General features: G+C 70.4%; 15 protein-coding genes and 1 riboswitch. Of the genes, 3 read left to right on the top strand and 12 right to left on the bottom strand.

The genetic code is table 11. From position 1 onward, the window contains the following. Nucleotides 1-126 precede the first annotated feature (126 nt). The 12 genes from sbrR to cobG all read right to left on the bottom strand — a co-directional run bounded on the left by sbrR (nt 127) and on the right by cobG (nt 11,245). Nucleotides 127-891, bottom strand: a complete 765-nt coding sequence (gene sbrR / locus ACYAF3_RS21815) for an anti-sigma factor SbrR (protein WP_025271176.1) — start codon at nt 889-891, stop codon at nt 127-129. Continuing rightward, nucleotides 888-1,472 (bottom strand): ECF family RNA polymerase sigma factor SbrI, encoded by a 585-nt coding sequence (gene sbrI, locus ACYAF3_RS21810; RefSeq protein ID WP_003119848.1) that lies wholly within the window; start codon nt 1,470-1,472, stop codon nt 888-890. Before sbrI ends, sbrR begins: the two co-directional genes overlap by 4 nt. Nucleotides 1,473-1,800: 328 nt before the next feature. After that, a complete protein-coding gene (locus tag ACYAF3_RS21805) occupies nt 1,801-3,240 on the bottom strand; it encodes an aminotransferase-like domain-containing protein (RefSeq protein WP_003091003.1) in 1,440 nt (479 codons plus the stop codon). Nucleotides 3,241-3,461: 221 nt separating this feature from the next. Beyond that, on the bottom strand, nt 3,462-3,830 hold the full coding sequence (locus tag ACYAF3_RS21800; RefSeq protein ID WP_003114734.1) for a hypothetical protein: 369 nt from the start codon (nt 3,828-3,830) through the stop codon (nt 3,462-3,464). 85 nt (nt 3,831-3,915) lie between these two features. Further along, nucleotides 3,916-4,554 (bottom strand): LuxR C-terminal-related transcriptional regulator, encoded by a 639-nt coding sequence (locus ACYAF3_RS21795; protein WP_003091005.1) that lies wholly within the window; start codon nt 4,552-4,554, stop codon nt 3,916-3,918. Between the two features lie 193 nt (nt 4,555-4,747). Beyond that, nucleotides 4,748-5,557, bottom strand: coding sequence for an OmpA family protein (locus ACYAF3_RS21790; RefSeq protein WP_003091007.1), 810 nt, complete (start codon nt 5,555-5,557; stop codon nt 4,748-4,750). Further along, entirely contained in the window at nt 5,557-5,916 is a 360-nt protein-coding gene (locus ACYAF3_RS21785; RefSeq protein ID WP_003091008.1) for a DUF4398 domain-containing protein, read from the bottom strand. Before ACYAF3_RS21785 ends, ACYAF3_RS21790 begins: the two co-directional genes overlap by 1 nt. Continuing rightward, the gene (locus ACYAF3_RS21780) at nt 5,913-6,761 is read right to left on the bottom strand and encodes a substrate-binding periplasmic protein (protein WP_003091009.1); all 849 of its coding nucleotides are present in this window, start codon (nt 6,759-6,761) and stop codon (nt 5,913-5,915) included. The genes ACYAF3_RS21785 and ACYAF3_RS21780 overlap by 4 nt, the downstream gene beginning before the upstream one ends. A gap of 69 nt (nt 6,762-6,830) precedes the next feature. After that, entirely contained in the window at nt 6,831-8,510 is a 1,680-nt protein-coding gene (gene cobJ / locus ACYAF3_RS21775) for a precorrin-3B C(17)-methyltransferase (protein WP_003158670.1), read from the bottom strand. Continuing rightward, nucleotides 8,503-9,255, bottom strand: a complete 753-nt coding sequence (locus tag ACYAF3_RS21770; RefSeq protein WP_003091011.1) for a precorrin-2 C(20)-methyltransferase — start codon at nt 9,253-9,255, stop codon at nt 8,503-8,505. Before ACYAF3_RS21770 ends, cobJ begins: the two co-directional genes overlap by 8 nt. Then, on the bottom strand, nt 9,252-9,878 hold the full coding sequence (locus ACYAF3_RS21765) for a precorrin-8X methylmutase (RefSeq protein ID WP_003117647.1): 627 nt from the start codon (nt 9,876-9,878) through the stop codon (nt 9,252-9,254). The genes ACYAF3_RS21770 and ACYAF3_RS21765 overlap by 4 nt, the downstream gene beginning before the upstream one ends. After that, nucleotides 9,875-11,245 carry a precorrin-3B synthase gene (gene cobG / locus ACYAF3_RS21760; protein ID WP_016253212.1) on the bottom strand — a complete coding sequence of 457 codons (1,371 nt, stop codon included), beginning with the start codon at nt 11,243-11,245 and terminating at the stop codon, nt 9,875-9,877. The genes ACYAF3_RS21765 and cobG overlap by 4 nt, the downstream gene beginning before the upstream one ends. A 90-nt stretch (nt 11,246-11,335) precedes the next feature. Continuing rightward, nucleotides 11,336-11,586: riboswitch (cobalamin riboswitch) on the bottom strand. 85 nt (nt 11,587-11,671) lie between these two features. Here cobG and ACYAF3_RS21755 point away from each other — a divergent pair. From ACYAF3_RS21755 to ACYAF3_RS21745, 3 genes are read left to right on the top strand one after another with little or no spacing between them, the layout of a single operon-like run. Then, nucleotides 11,672-12,919 (top strand): bifunctional cobalt-precorrin-7 (C(5))-methyltransferase/cobalt-precorrin-6B (C(15))-methyltransferase, encoded by a 1,248-nt coding sequence (locus ACYAF3_RS21755; protein WP_046094854.1) that lies wholly within the window; start codon nt 11,672-11,674, stop codon nt 12,917-12,919. Next, a complete protein-coding gene (locus tag ACYAF3_RS21750) occupies nt 12,912-14,012 on the top strand; it encodes a cobalt-precorrin-5B (C(1))-methyltransferase (protein ID WP_003114022.1) in 1,101 nt (366 codons plus the stop codon). The genes ACYAF3_RS21755 and ACYAF3_RS21750 overlap by 8 nt, the downstream gene beginning before the upstream one ends. After that, nucleotides 14,009-14,737, top strand: a complete 729-nt coding sequence (locus tag ACYAF3_RS21745) for a cobalt-precorrin-6A reductase (protein ID WP_003160595.1) — start codon at nt 14,009-14,011, stop codon at nt 14,735-14,737. The genes ACYAF3_RS21750 and ACYAF3_RS21745 overlap by 4 nt, the downstream gene beginning before the upstream one ends. Nucleotides 14,738-14,769 lie beyond the last annotated feature (32 nt).

Raw genomic sequence — 14,769 nt, 5'->3', positions numbered from 1 at the left:
CCAAGGCAAGGGGTCACTATCGTCATCCTGGCACTCTCTCTGTTGTTCGCCCCATGTCTAACCTGTCATGCGCGGATAACCGCTTGATGTCAGCCCGCGACGCCGCCGCGTCGCGGGCCATGGTCGTCACGGCCGTTTCTTGGCGCTCGCGGCTATCGTCGCGAGACGTTCCAGTCGTTCCACCAGGTTCTCTCCGGGGAAACGTTTCTGCAGCTCGGCCAACTGGGTCGCGGCCTGCTCCGTCTTGCCCTGCTCACGCAGGGCAAGGACCGCCCCGAGCGCCTCGTCGAGCACCTCCGGCTTCACCGCAACCGCCTTGCCCCTGGCCTGGGCGACGAAGTCGCCGGCCAGCGCCGCCTGGACCTTCGCCTGCTGCGCGGCCTGGGCCGGCGGTCGGTCGGCCAGGGCAGCCGGAGCCGCCGGCGCGACCTCGGCCATCAGTTGCGGCGCCTCCCCGGACGACGCGTAGCTGGCCAGCAAGGCCGGGGGCTCCGACATCTCGCTGGACAGCGGAGCCGGCGCCGCCGGCGCGCGCATGGCCCGCTTCGCCGCAGCGGCCCCGGCGACTCCGTCGCGCAGGGGCACATCGCTGAACGCCACTTCGGGGCGGGCCTGGCGCTCGGCGTCGTCCAGCACGTTGTGGCTGACCAGCCCCAGCACCAGCGCCACGCCCAGCAGGCTGGCGAAAGCCGCCTGCCAACGCGGCCTGCGGGAGGCTTCCAGCCAGCGCCGCCACCAGGACCGGGCGGGTTCGACATGCGCCGCCTGGCGTCGCGCGGCGGCGAGGATCGCCTGGTCCAGCGCCGGCGCCGGCTGCTGCGGCGCGTGGGCGCGGAAATGCGCCAGCATCTGCTCTTCGGCGACGCTCGCGGAATGCTTCTGTGGGTTCATACCGCCACCTCCTCGGCCAGCAGCCGGCGCAGCTTCTGCACCGCGTAGCGGAAACGGCTCTTCACCGTCTCCAGCGGCGACTGGGTGAGCGTGGCGATCTCGGCCAGTTCCAGTTCGCCGTGGGCGCGCATCAGGAATACCTCGCGCTGTTCCTCGGGCAGGGTCTCCAGCGCGCTCTGCAAGCGCTCGCCGTCGCGGCTCAGGCTGAGCTGCTGCTCGGGGCCGGCGCCCTGGTCGGGTTGCGCGTGCAACTGTTCGTCGTAGCTGTCCTGCAACGGCTGGCGCTGGCCATGCTTGCGCCAATGATCGATCAGGCGGTTGCGGGCGATCTGGTAGAGCCAGGTGCGGAAGCTCGCCCGGCCCTGCGGCTGGCTCTCGCTGCGGATCAGGCTGAGCCAGGTTTCCTGGTAGATCTCGTCGGCCAGTTCGGTCTGTCCGGCCAGGCCGCAGAGAAAACGGTAGAGACCTTGCCGATGGCGCTGGTAGAGCACCTCGAAGGCCGCGCTGTCGCCCTTGCGGTAACGCGCCAGCAGCGTTTCGTCGCTGCCGGCGGCCGTCGTGGCGCTGGTGGAGGCATGCATGCCGCTGGTCGACTCCTGTCCTGTGTCAAAGGCGACCGAGAGCAGGCTCATCGGCCACATCCTTCGCGGCACGCATCGGCGTCGCCACGAAACGCGCGGGCCGTCGCCAGAAGCGCGGCCGGAGCGGCTATCGGTAGACATTTTCCAGCGTCGGACAGTTCGGCGAAAGTGCCGGTCCGGATGGAAGCCGGGAAAAACATCGAGACGACCTCGTCGTGCAGCGGAGATACCCGCTGAGACGAAGCTGTCGGTGGATTCGGGTTAATCCCCGGGAAAACTCTTCGCGGACTGTCGCGGGGCGCCCCTCAGCCAGGGGAGCGCCTCGCGCTCAGGCGGCGATAAGGCCTTCCTGGCAAAGCTGCCCGGCAAGCATGCCGAGGGTCATGATCGCCCGCTCCGCCTCGCGGTTCCAGGGAATCCCGCAGGTCAGCCGCAGGCAGTTGTTGAACTGCTCGGTGTTGCTGAAGATCAGCCCCGGGGCGATGCTGATGCCCTGCTCCAGGGCCCGCACGTGGAGTTCCTTGGTGTTGACCTTGGCCGGCAGGCTGACCCAGAGGATGAAGCCGCCCTTGGGCCGGGTCATCTGCGTACCTTCCGGGAAGTACTGCTGCACCGCCAACTGGTAGGCGGTCATGTTCTTCCGGTACTCCTGGCGGATGTAGCGCAGGTGGCGGTCGTAGCCGCCGTTCTCCAGGTAGGCGGCGACGCCCATCTGGGTCACGGTGCAGGCCGAATGGGTGGTGAAGGTCTGCAAGCGACGGATCTCCTCCTGGTAGCGCTCGGCGATGATCCAGCCGATGCGTACGCCGGGCGAGATGGTCTTGGAGAAACTCGAGCAGTAGATCACCCGGCCGTCGCGGTCGTGGGACTTGAGCGAGCGCGCCTGGCCCTGGTCGAACATCAGTTCGCCGTAGATGTCGTCCTCGACCACCCCGATGTTGTGTTCGGCGGTCAGTTTCAGCAGTTGCTTCTGGCGATCCTCGGGAATCGTCCCGCCGAAGGGATTGCTCAGCCGCGCGGTCAGCACCAAGGCCTTGATCGACCACTGGTTGGCCGCCAGTTGCAGCGCTTCAAGGCTGATCCCGGTGCGCGGGTCGCTGGGGATCTCGATGACCTTCAGGCCCAGCACGTCGGCCAGTTGCAGCAGGCCGTAGTAGCTCGGCGACTCGGTGGCGATCAGGTCGCCGGGACGGGTCAGCACCCGCAGGGCCATGTGGATCGCATCCACGCAGCCGTGGGTGATGGTCACCTGCGACGGGTCGACCACCACGCCGGCGTCGCGCATGCGGATCGCCACCTGCCGCCGCAGCGGCTCGAAACCGGGGCTGAACATGTAGCTGAACGCCCGTGGGCTCTGGAAGCGGGTGACCTTGGCCAGTTGCTGGTGCAAGGCGCGCACCGGCAGGTAGTCCACGTGCGGCACCGCCGCGCCGAGCGGGAATACCCCTTCGCGGCGGGACTCGGCGAGCACCTGGTTGATGATGCTGCTGCGGGTGACCAGGCCGGGACGCTCGACCCGCGCGATATCCGGGGTCGGCGCGGTCAGCGCCGGGGTGCGGTGGACGTAGAAGCCGGATTGCGGACGGGCGCGGATCAGTCCCTGGTCCTCGAGGGTGGCGTAGGCCTGCAGCACGGTGGCGTGGCTGACGTTCAACTGGGTACTGAGCTTGCGCACCGACGGTACCCGCTCGCCCGGCTGGTAGACGCCACGGCGAATGTCCTCGGCCAACTGCTGGGCGATGCGTTGGTAAAGCAGCAGATTGGTCATGGCGGGTTTTCCTCGGCGATTGAACCGAAACAGTAGCTCAATTCGTGAAACTGCTCCAGAACAGTTCGGCCGACAACCAGGCATACAGTCGCAAAACTGTACGGGTCGGTCGCAGAGACGGCGCGTTCGCGAGAAAAAGAAAACCCGGTCGGTCGCCACCGGCCGGGTGCGGGCGGGAAACAGTCCGCCAAGAGCCGCCTGGGGAGCGGCCATAGGGAAAGTCAGAAACGCAACGCGTCCGCCGCCGCGCTCTCGCCGGTCAACGCTTGCCAGGCGAAGGGGCTTGGCGCCAGGCCGAGATCGCCGAACAGGCGGTAGTCCGGGACGGCGGCGGGCTGGCGGGCGGCCGGGGAAAAATCATCGCGGCCGAGGCGGGTGACCAGAACCCGGGCCTGCACCTGCAACGCCACCAGGCTGAGGCTTTCCCGCGCCGTGCAGCCCACCTCGCCGCACGCCACCGGCGAGTCCTCCAGCAGGAGTTCCTGGCGGCGTGCTTCGGCAACCGCGCGGAGTTCGGCGGCGAAGGACGGCTGGCACAGGCTCAGCAACAACGGCAGAACGAAACGGGCAAAGCGGGGCTGGCGGATCATGCGGATTCCTCGGCTGCGGCGGGATGGCTCCCGGGGGCTGGCGAGGATTGTTCCGCAACTGGCGGTCGAGATGTTTCGAACCCGGTCAGGCGAGTTCGTGGAGCCAGTTCATCACGCCCAGGGCGATCAGTTCGGCGTCACTGTTGAGGCCTATCTTGACCATCGCGTTCTTCTTGTGGGTGCTGATGGTCGACACGCTGCGCATGGTCCGCTGGGCGATCTCGCTGACCGTGTCGCCACGCGCCAGGCGCCGGAGGATGTCCACCTCGGTGGGGCTCAGCGGCTTGCCGGTATGCCGCTGCGGGTGCAGGCCGGGGTCGAGGAAGGTCTGTCCGAGCGCCATGCACTCCAGCGCCGCCTTCAACGTCTCCAGCGGGCTGCGCTTGCTGATGTAGGCCGAGGCGCCGCTGCGCAGGACCGCCTTGGCCAGCAACGGCGCGCTGAACACCGAGTAGACCATCACCTTCATTTGCGGGCAGTGCCGGGTCAGCCATTCCACCAGGTGGATACCGTCGCGGCTGCGCTGGCCAGGCAAGCCCAGCTCGGTGATCAGGATGCTTTCCGGCGGCAGGTCGGCCAGGCGCTCCACCAGGCTGTCGCTATCGCCGACCACCGCCAGCACCTGGCGTCCGCACTCCTCGCTGAGGTAGCGCTGCAGCGCCCACTGCATGACCGGGAAGGAATCGGCGATCACCAGCCCCGGCAGGGTTTCGTTCGAACTCATTGCGCCTCTCTACTCGTTATAACGAAATACAAGGTGCTTATGCTGCACGGATTGCTGCTCGAACTAGTTCGATCCCGATGATAGCCCGCTCTTGCGCAAGGTCTGACAGAGAAATCCGGCGCCACCCGGTTCGCCAGGCGAAAAAAGCCCCGGACCCTTTGGGGTACCGGGGCTCCCTGCGGCAGCGCGGGACTCAGCGCGGCGCGCTGAGCTGGCCCTTGTCGTTGGAGAAGACGATCTCCACCCGGCGGTTCTGCGCCCGCCCCCGGTTGGAGGCGTTGTCGGTGACCGGGAAGGCTTCGCCGTAGCCGACCACCTGCATGCGCGCGGGATCCACGCCGAGATCGGCGAGCACGTCGGCCACCGCCTGGGCGCGCTCGCGCGACAGGTCGAGGTTGGCCTGCCTGTCGCCGACGCTGTCGGTATAGCCTTCGATGCGGATCACCCGCCGCGGATTGAGCTGGAGGAACTGCACCAGCTTCAGCGCGGTGCGGTTGGCCGCCGGCTTGAGTTCGGCGCGGTTGAAGTCGAACAGCACGTCGCCAAGGGTGAGCACCAGGCCACGCTCGGTTTCCTCGGTGCTGAGACTGGCGATCTCCTCGCTCAGGCGCTGGCCCTGCTCCTGCACGCTGAGCAGCTTGGCTTCGCGCAGGGCCAGTTGCAGGCGCTCGCGCTCCAGTTGCAGGCGGGTCAGGCGCTCCTGGTTGAGGTTGAGCAAGGCGTGCTGGCGAGCGATCTCGCTGTAGCGCTGGCTCAGGTAGGCATACTGGATCACGTCGCTGCTGCTGCCCCAGTAGCTGGACAGGCGTTCGGCGCGGGCCAGCGATTCGCCGGCGCGGATCACATCCTTGGGCGCCGCGCGGAGCACGTCGGAATCTTCCTTGACCTGGTCGAACTCGCTCTGCGCCTTGGCCAGCGACTGTTCGCTGAGCTTGTGGTCGGCGCAGCCAGCCAGCGCGGCGCAGGCCAGCAGGGTGGCGAAGAGAGTCGCTTTGCCCGGCATCAGTCGGTCTCCCCCAGTTGCTTGCGCAGACGTTTCAGGCTCTTGTCCAGCTCGCCGAGCTGGTCCTTGCTCTTCTGCGTCAGCACCTTGGACTCGGCGAGGCGTGCGTCCAGCTCGGCCTGCTCGGCCAACAGGCGCGCCTTCTTGTAGGACTCCGCGGTCATCGCGATCTGCGCCGCGGCGTACTTGTCCTGGGCCAGTTTCAGCTCGGCCACGTCGTCGGTGGCACCCACCGCCTTGGCCTGCTCCAGCGCCTGTTCGGTCAGGCGCATCTGCTCCAGCGGAGCCGGGTCGTTGCTCGCACAACCGCTCAGGGTCAGCGCGGCGAGGCCTGCGGCCATCATCCATCGAATGCTCACAAGTCACTTTCCTGCGTAGTCGAACTGGCGCCGGAAGCCGGCAATTGCTGGGCTTTCCAGCGTTCGAGATTGTCCTGCAAGAGCGTTACGGGAACGCCGGCAGCCGACAATTCTGTCATCTTTTTCGCCAGTTGTCCGCGCAGCCACGGATCGTTGCAGGCGGAGTTGTGCGACAGCGTCAGGTACAGCCCCTCGCTGCTCAGCACCGGTTCCAGCGCCTCCAGGTCGTCGGCCATGCCCAGCGCCTCGACCTGGGCCTGCCCGGGCAACGCCTGGTAGAGGAGGAACTCGCTGCGCTTGAGCATCAGGTCCTGCAAGCCCTGGGTCAGGCTCGGCACCGGCTTCAGGTCGAGACTGGCCTTGGCGAAGCGGTCGAACTCCTCGCCCAGGCTGCTGCCGGCCAGCACGCTGCCCTTGTGCCCGATCAGGTCGTCGCGGCCGATGAACGGGAACGCGGCGTCCTTGTTCACCCAGACCACCCCGCTGGTCATCAGGAACGGCGGATGTACATAGTCCATGCTGCCGAGCCGTGCCAGGGTCAGGTAGGCCCCGGCGAGCAGGTCGGCGCGACCGCTGGTCACCTCTTCCTGGGCCTTCTCCCAGGAGCCGCTGTAGAGCACGTCGATGCGCACGCCGAGCTCCTTGCCCAGGCGCTGCAACAGGTCGGCATTGGCTCCGATCAGGCGCTTCGGATCCTGCGGGTCGCGCCACAGGTAGGGTGGGTACTCCGGGTTGCCGGTGGCCACCAGGCGCTCGCAGGAGCCGGCCGCCGCGGCCAGCCCCGGAACGAACAGCGCCGCCAGCAGGATGCCGGCCAGGCGGCACGGGGAACAGCGAAAGGACATGGATTCAGGCTCCGCGGTACAGGGATGCGCGCAGCAGTCTGCCACATTTCCGCGCGCGCTCCCGCCCCGCTATTCCGATGGGTACCAGCGCGGCGTGTAGACCCAGGCTTCGCCGTCGGCGCGCGGGAAGCTGCGGGTAGTGGACGAGCCGATGATCACCAGGGTGCGCATGTCCACCTGCTCCGCACGCAGCTCGCCCAGGGTGGTGCGCAGCAGGCGCTCACCGGGCCGCCCGATGTCGCGACCGAGCACCACCAGGGTCTGCGGCGAACGATGGCGGGCGACGATCTCCAGCGCCCGTCCCAGTTGCCAGGGCCGCGCCCGCGAGATCGGATTGTAGAAAGCCATCGCCAGGTCGGCGGCGCCGGCCAGGTCCAGGCGCCGCTCGATCACCTCCCAGGGCTTGAGGTTGTCGGACAGCGACAGCAGGCAGAAATCGTGGCCCAGAGGCGCCCCCGCCCTGGCCGCGGTGGCCAGGGCCGCCGAGACGCCAGGGAAGATCCGCAGCTCGACCGCGTCCCAGGCCGGCTCGCCAGCGCCATGCAGGGCTTCCAGCACCGCGGCGGCCATGGCGAACACGCCGGGGTCGCCGGACGATACCAGCACCACCGCCCTGCCCGTCGCCGCCAGTTCGAAGGCATGCCGGGCGCGCTGCAATTCCTCGCGGTTGTCGCTGCCATGCAGCACCTGTCCGGCGCGGAAGGGTCCGGCCATGTCGACGTAGGTCTGGTAGCCGAGGATGTCCTCGGCCTCGTCCAGTGCCCGCCGCGCCGCAGGCACCATCAGCTCGGCGCAGCCGGGCCCCAGGCCGATCACTGTGAGTCGGCCGCGACGCTGGCCGATGCGGTCCATCGCCAAGGGCGCGGCGGCCACCGCCAGTCGGTCGCCGACCTGCTCGGCGGCGGGCAAGGCCTGGCGCAGGCGCGCAGCGGGATCGGCCTGCGGCAGGAAGCGCAGCGGTACGCCGAGCGCATCGGCGGCGGCCTGCAGGCGCGGATCGGCCATCCGCGCGCTGTCGGCCAGCAAGCCGCCGAGCGCCGCCGCGGCCAGGCCGGCATCGACCAGCGCCTGGCGCACCGCGTCCGCCGCCGCGTCGGCAGGTTCGAGCGCCGCCAGCACGCAGCGCGGATGGATCAGCAGTTCCTCGGCCCGCGGCGCACGCGCCGAGGGCGTCACGTGAATCGCCAGCGCCGCCGCCGGGTCGCGCGGCAAACGGGCCGCGTCGAGCCAGCCGGCGGCACCCTCGACGCGCACCGGCTGGCCACCGAGCAAATCGGCAACGAAGCGCTTGCCCTGCTCCAGGTCGGCCAGGACATAACCGGCGGGCGGGTTGAGCACGCAGGTGCCGAAGCGCAGCTCGCCGCTGGTGGTGATCGCCGGCGCCACGGCCAGCACCTCGCCGATTTCCCGCGCCAGCCGGTTGACCCCGGCCAGCCCGCCGAGCAGCGGCACCACCGCGCTACCGTCCTCGGCCAGGGCCAGCACCGGCGGCTCCGCTCCCTTGCGTTGCAACAACGGCGCCAGGCTGCGAATGACGATGCCGGCGGCGCACAGGGCGACGATCGGGCGGTCGGCGCAATACAGTTCGCGCAGGGTGTCGCCGAAGTCCGTATAGGAACGGTCGGCCTCGACCCGCCCGGCGAGCCCGTGGACCAGCGCCCCGGGATAGCGCGCCTGGACCCGCCGCGCGGTATCCAGCGCGCCCTGGCCGAGGATGACGATGGCCGGAACCTGCTGGGCGTCACTCACCGCCGGCCCCTCCCTGCCACTTGTCGCCGGGGACGACGATCAGCGAGAAGTACGGCGAGGCCATCGGCTCCACCCGTTCCAACGGCACGATCCGCTGGTTGGCCATGGTCGCCCGCTCGACGTACAGCGCGCGGCGCTCGAGGCCAAGCTCGACCAGCACGCGGCGGACCTTGTCGAAATTGCGGCCGAGCTTCATCACCACCGCCGCGTCGGCATCCGCCAGGCGCCGGCGCAACTCCTCCTCGGGCAGCACTCCGGAGAGCACCGAGAGGCTCTGGTTGCGGTACACCAGCGGCGCACCGAGCACCGCCGCGCCGCCGAGCATCGAGCAGACGCCAGGCACCACTTCGCTTTCGTAGCGCGTCGCCAGGCGGTCGTGCAGGTACATGTAGGAACCGTAGAAGAACGGGTCGCCCTCGCAGATCACCGCCACGTCGCGGCCGGCGTCCAGGTGCGCGGCCAGCTGTTCGGCGGCGGTGTCGTAGAAATCGCTGATGATGGTCTCGTAGCACAGCGGCGGTTCCAGCTTCTCGGTGGTCACCGGATAGACCAGCGGCAGGCGCACCTGGGCCTGGTCCAGGTGCGCCTCGATGATGCCGAAGGCGTTGCCCTTCTTGCCCTTGGCCACGAAATAGCCGACCACCGGCGCCGCGCGCAGCAGGCGCAGGGCCTTGAGGGTGATCAGTTCGGGATCGCCGGGCCCGACGCCCAGGCCCAGCAGGCGGCCCTTCACGACACTCATCATTCGCGCTCCGTGGCCAGGGCGTTCACCGCCGCGGCGGCCATGGCGCTGCCGCCACGGCGACCGCGGACGATCACGTAGGGCACCCCGCGGCTATCGGCGGCGAGCATCTCCTTGGATTCCGCGGCGCCGACGAAGCCGACCGGGAAGCCCAGGATCAGCGCCGGTTTCGGCGCGCCGGCGTCGAGCATTTCCAGCAGGTAGAACAGCGCGGTCGGCGCGTTGCCGATCACCACCACGCTGCCCTCCAGGTGCTCGCGCCAGTGCTCCAGGGCCACCGCCGAGCGGGTATTGCCGAGTTCCGTGGCGAGCGCCGGCACGTCCGCTTCGTTGAGGGTGCAGATCACCCGGTTGGCGGCGGGCAGCCGCGAGCGGGTCACGCCTTCGGCGACCATCCGCGCGTCGCAGAGGATCGCCGCGCCGGCGGTCAGCGCGGCGCGGCCGGCGGCGCCGGCGCCGGGCGAGAAGCGCAGGTCGTCGACCACGTCGACCATGCCGCAGGCGTGGATCACCCTGACCGCGAGCTTTTCAAGGTCGGCCGGGATGCCGGCGAGGTTCGCTTCGGCGCGGATGGTGGCGAACGACTGGCGATAGATCGCCTGGCCATCGCGGATGTAGTCAATCATGCGGGTTTTCCGGAAGTGGGCTGGGAAGGCAGGGCCGCCAGGTAGTCGGCGGCCGTGGCGAAAGTCAGGCGGCTGGCCAGCAACTGGCCGAATCCGGGGTGGCATGGGTCGTGCCGGTACAGGTCGTAGAACCCGCCGCTGCGCGCCAGCAGGGTGAGCGGCGCGCGGTGGGCGGCGGCGCAGGACCGTTCGCAGCCGCACAGGTGCAGTTGCGGCAGGTCGCTGCGCGGGCCGAGGCGTTCGGCCAGGCGCAAGGCGTCGCCCTTGGTGTCGGCCAGGCCCCTGGCGCAGGCGCTGGAACCGCTGCAGGCGATCAGCCGCGCCAACGGCGCATCGGGCTCGGTCAGCAGGCCGAGTCCGCGCAGGCCGAGCAGCGCCTGGTCGGCCTCGGCGTGCGCCAGGTTCGGCAGGAGCACGCCTTGCCAGGGGGTCAGGCGCAGGCTGCCGTCGCCATGGCGTTCGACCAGCTCGGCCAGGCCTTCCAGGCAAGCGCTGTCGAGCCGGCCGAGCGGCGCCGCCGCGCCGACCATCACCAGGCCCGGCTGGCGTTGCGGCTGGACGCCGAGATGACTCCACGGACGCCCCGGCGAACGCCGCCAGGCCGCCACCCGCTCGTCACGCCGCAGAGGGAAATCCAGGCGCGCCTGCAAGGCCTCCAGCAAGGGTTCTCCGGCCAGCTCCTGCAACAGGTGGCGCATTCGCGTCTGTTGCGGCTGGGCGCGCTCGAGGAACAGGTCGAGCAGCGCCAGCACCAGGGACTCGCCCCGCTCCGCCGGCAACGCCGCCAGGGGGCGGTCGCGGGCCGGGCAGCCGGCGAGTCCGAAGACCAGCGTCGCGGTCGGCGCCGCGGGCATCGGCGAGAGCCAGATGTCATGGGGATGTTCGAGCATCGCCAGGTCTTCGCCGCCGTCCAGCTGGATGGCGAACTTGGCCGACAGCGCGTGGTAGCGGCTGTCCGCCTGGAGCCGCAGCAACAGCCGAGCGGCCAGCGGGCGCACGTCCAGCGACAGGTGCGGATCGAGCCCGGCGGCCGGGCTGAGCATCAGGTTACGCACGTCGTCGGCGCCGGCCAGGGACTCATGCCGGGGACCGAGGCCGGCGTCCAGCAGGCGGCGGACAAGCCGCTCTTCCTCGCCGCGACGGACGCCGCGCAATTGCAGGTTGGAACGGTTGGTCGCCTCGATCACGCCGCTGGCGCAATCCCGCGCCGCGGCCGCCACGGCGCGTGCCTGGGCGGCGTCCAGGCGGCCGGCGTCGAGCTTGATGCGGCAGATGCCGCCGTCCAGCGCCTGGACGATACGCAGCAGGCCGGGACAGGGCGACGGACGTGGTACGGGCAGGGGCGCCGGGGTCTGGTCGTCGTTCAAAAACGCTACTCGAATCGGCGTCGCGGCGACCGCACCGCTGTCCCCCAGGGACAGACCACGGCATCGGTACACCCCGCCCGATGTTGGCACTCGCGACTGGTTTCGGCGGCAGGTCTCCTGGCTCGCAGCCCGGCGTTCCACCCGGGGGAGGAACCTCCGCTTCGCGCCGCCTTCCCGGTAATCCAGTGGCGAATGGCGCGAATACAGGCTGCATACAGTTGCGGGGGCAGCCACGGCTAGGCCCGGGCTTCGAAAAGACCGCGGCTCCGTGTTCCCTCTTCGGCCCTCGTTGGCCCCGCGCTAACGCGAAAGGGCCGGGCACCGACGAACGCGCTATTATGCCGCCCAGCCCGGGGCCGGGAAAACCCATTCCGTCCGGAAGCCGTCGCGGGCCCTTCACAGACGCATTTCAGGAGTATCGGAACCGTGTCATCGGCAGACTCGACGCCGCCCTGGCTGACCCTGGTGGGCATCGGCGAGGACGGTTATCCCGGCCTCGGCAAGCAGGCCCGGCGTGCCCTGCTGCAAGCCAGCCGGATCGTCGGCGCGGCGCGCCAGCTGGAACTGCTGCCGCCGTGCATCGGCGCCGCCCGCGAAACCTGGCCGACGCCGTTCTCCCTGGAACCATTGCTGGCCCGGCGCGGCCAGCCGACCTGCGTGCTGGCCAGCGGCGACCCGATGCTGTTCGGCGTCGGCGCCAGTCTCGCCCGGCAACTGCTGGCGACCGAACTGCGGGTCCTGCCGGCGCCCTCCTCCCTCTCGCTGGCCGCCGCCCGCCTCGGCTGGGCCCTGCAGGAGGTCGCCTGCCTGTCGCTGGTGGCGCGCCCGCTGGCGGCGCTGCAGGCACAGGTCCACGACGGCCGGCGCCTGCTGGTCCTCAGCAACGACGGCGACAGCCCGGCCGCCATCGCCCGCCTGTTGAACGCCCGTGGCTTCGGCGCCAGTCGCCTGAGCGTGCTGGAACACCTCGGCGGGCCGCTCGAGCGCCGTCTCGACGGCCTCGCCGGCGACTGGTCGCTGCCGCGCGCCGCCGATCTCAACCTGGTGGCGGTGGAATGCCGCGCCGGCGCCGGCGCCGTGCGCCTGCCGCTGACCCCGGGCCTGGCCGACGAGGCCTATCGCCACGACGGCCAGTTGACCAAGCGCGACGTCCGCGCCGTGACCCTGGCGCGCCTGGCGCCCTGCCCCGGCGAGCTGCTCTGGGACGTCGGCGCCGGTTGCGGCTCCATCGGCATCGAATGGATGCGCGCGCACCCCAGTTGCCGGGCGATCGCCATCGAAGCCAACGACGAGCGCCAGGAACATATCCGCCACAACCGCGACGCCCTCGGCGTACCGACCCTACACCTGGTCGCCGGCAGCGCCCCGGAGGCCCTGCTGGAACTGCCCGAGCCGGACGCCATCTTCATCGGCGGCGGGGTCACCGCCGAGGGCGTGCTGGAAACCTGCTGGGAGCGCCTGCGGCCCGGCGGCCGCCTGCTCGCCAACGCGGTCACCCTGCAGAGCGAACGGGTGCTGCTCGACTGGCAGCAACGCCTGGGTGGCGACCTCACCCGCCTCGGCGTCGCCCACGCGCGACCACTGGGCGGTTTCGACACCTGGCGCCAGGCCTTGCCGATCACCCTGCTGGAATTGCGCAAGCCCGCCGCCAGGAAGCCTCCCCGCGATGCGTGAGGAAACCCCCGAGCAGCCCGCGCCGTTGCGCAGCGGCTACACCACCGGCAGTTGCGCCACCGCCACCAGCCTGGCGGCGGCGCGCCTGCTGCTGGGCGGCACGATCAGCGACGCGGTGCAGATCGTCCTGCCCAAGGGCCAGCAGGTGCTGATGCGCCTGGAATTCTGCCGCGCCTGGGAAAACGGCGCGGAAGCCGGCACCCTCAAGGATGCCGGCGACGATCCCGACGTCACTCATGGCGCCCTGGTGTTCGCCCGGGTGCGCCTGAGCGCCGAGCCTGGCGTGCGCTTCCATGCCGGCCCCGGGGTCGGTACGGTGACCCGCCCGGGGCTGACCCTGGCGGTCGGCGAGCCGGCGATCAATCCGGTGCCGCGACAGATGATCGAACGCCACCTCGCCCAGCTCGCCGCCGAACGGGGCTACGCCGGCGGCTTCGAGGTCGCCATCGGCGTGGAGGGCGGCGCCGAGCTGGCGCTGAAGACCATGAACCCGCGCCTGGGCATCCTCGGCGGGCTGTCGATCCTCGGCACCAGCGGCATCGTCCGGCCGTTCTCCTGCTCGGCCTATATCGCCTCGATCCATCAGGGCATCGATGTCGCTCGCGCCAACGGCGTCCGTCACATCGCCGCCTGTACCGGCAACGCCAGCGAGGACGCCATGCGCCGGCGCTATGCGCTGCCGGAGATCGCCCTGATCGAGATGGGCGACTTCGCCGGCGCGGTGCTCAAGCACCTGCGCAGGGCGCCGGTGGAAAAGCTCAGCCTGTGCGGCGGCTTCGGCAAGATCAGCAAGCTCGCCGGCGGCCACCTCGACCTGCACAGCCGCCATTCCAGCATCGACCTGCCGCAATTGGCCGGCTGGGCCGCCGCGCTCGGTGCCAGCACCGCGCTACAGGACAGCATGCGCGCCGCCAACACCAGCCAGCAGGCGCTGGCCCAGGCACACGCTGAAGGCGTGGCCCTGGGCGATGCGGTCTGCGCCCACGCCCTGCGCTTCGCCCGCGGCATCGTGCCCACCGAGGTGGCGCTGGAAGTCTTCGCCATCGACCGCCAGGGCAACCTGGTCGGCCAGGCCTGCGAGGAGCGCCGATGAAGCGCCTGTTGCTGCTCGGCGGGATCGGTGAGGCCCTGGCCCTCGCCCGCCGGCTCGGTCCGGCGCATCTCTACAGCCTCGCCGGGCTGGGCAAGGTGCCCGGCGACCTGGCCTGCCGGGTCCGGGTCGGCGGCTACGGCGGCGCCGAAGGGCTGGCGGCGTTCATCGACGAGCAGGGCTTCGACCTGCTGGTGGACGCCACCCACCCCTACGCCGCACGGATCAGCCAGAACGCCGTGCGCGCCGCGCGACTGGCCGGAGTGCCCTGCTGGGCGCTGCGCCGGCCCGGCTGGCAGGCCGGGCCCGGCGACGACTGGCGCGAGGTAGCCGACTGGCGCGAGCTGATCGCCGCCCTCGCACCCTTCCGCCGTCCGCTGTTCACCCTCGGCCGCGAACCGCTGGAGCATCTCGGCCAGGTCCCGCCGCACCAGCACTGGACCGTGCGCTGCCTGCAAGGCCAGCCGGCCGCGCCGCGCGCCGAGGTGATCGGCGCGCGCGGGCCGTTCAGCCTGGATGGCGAACGGGCGTTGTTCGAGCGCCTCGCCTGCGACGTGCTGGTGAGCAAGAACAGCGGTAGCCAGGCCACCGAGCCGAAGCTCCAGGTGGCGCGGGAAATGGGCCTGCCGGTGCTGGTCCTGGCGCGTCCGGCGCTGCCGCCGGCGGACCGCGAGTTCGCCGACGGCGAGGCGCTGCTGACGGCGATCCGCGATTGGGAAAGCGCCTGAAGCGAACGCCCACCCACTCGCTGCGACCTGTC

It is taken from the genome of Pseudomonas sp. TZ252, from assembly GCF_056110345.1.
Note: the sequence above shows the minus strand (reverse complement) of the source record. Positions and strands in the feature narration are given on the sequence as shown.

Excerpts from the sequence above, each read along its gene's own strand:
- ACYAF3_RS21770 (WP_003091011.1), bottom strand. The coding sequence starts at position 9,255 with ATGATGAGTGTCGTGAAGGGCCGCCTGCTGGGCCTGGGCGTCGGGCCC.
- sbrR (WP_025271176.1), bottom strand. The coding sequence starts at position 891 with ATGAACCCACAGAAGCATTCCGCGAGCGTCGCCGAAGAGCAGATGCTG.
- ACYAF3_RS21790 (WP_003091007.1), bottom strand. The coding sequence starts at position 5,557 with ATGCCGGGCAAAGCGACTCTCTTCGCCACCCTGCTGGCCTGCGCCGCG.
- ACYAF3_RS21780 (WP_003091009.1), bottom strand. The coding sequence starts at position 6,761 with ATGTCCTTTCGCTGTTCCCCGTGCCGCCTGGCCGGCATCCTGCTGGCG.
- sbrI (WP_003119848.1), bottom strand. The coding sequence starts at position 1,472 with ATGCATGCCTCCACCAGCGCCACGACGGCCGCCGGCAGCGACGAAACG.
- ACYAF3_RS21745 (WP_003160595.1), top strand. The coding sequence starts at position 14,009 with ATGAAGCGCCTGTTGCTGCTCGGCGGGATCGGTGAGGCCCTGGCCCTC.
- ACYAF3_RS21750 (WP_003114022.1), top strand. The coding sequence starts at position 12,912 with ATGCGTGAGGAAACCCCCGAGCAGCCCGCGCCGTTGCGCAGCGGCTAC.
- ACYAF3_RS21765 (WP_003117647.1), bottom strand. The coding sequence starts at position 9,878 with ATGATTGACTACATCCGCGATGGCCAGGCGATCTATCGCCAGTCGTTC.
- ACYAF3_RS21795 (WP_003091005.1), bottom strand. The coding sequence starts at position 4,554 with ATGAGTTCGAACGAAACCCTGCCGGGGCTGGTGATCGCCGATTCCTTC.
- ACYAF3_RS21805 (WP_003091003.1), bottom strand. The coding sequence starts at position 3,240 with ATGACCAATCTGCTGCTTTACCAACGCATCGCCCAGCAGTTGGCCGAG.
- ACYAF3_RS21800 (WP_003114734.1), bottom strand. The coding sequence starts at position 3,830 with ATGATCCGCCAGCCCCGCTTTGCCCGTTTCGTTCTGCCGTTGTTGCTG.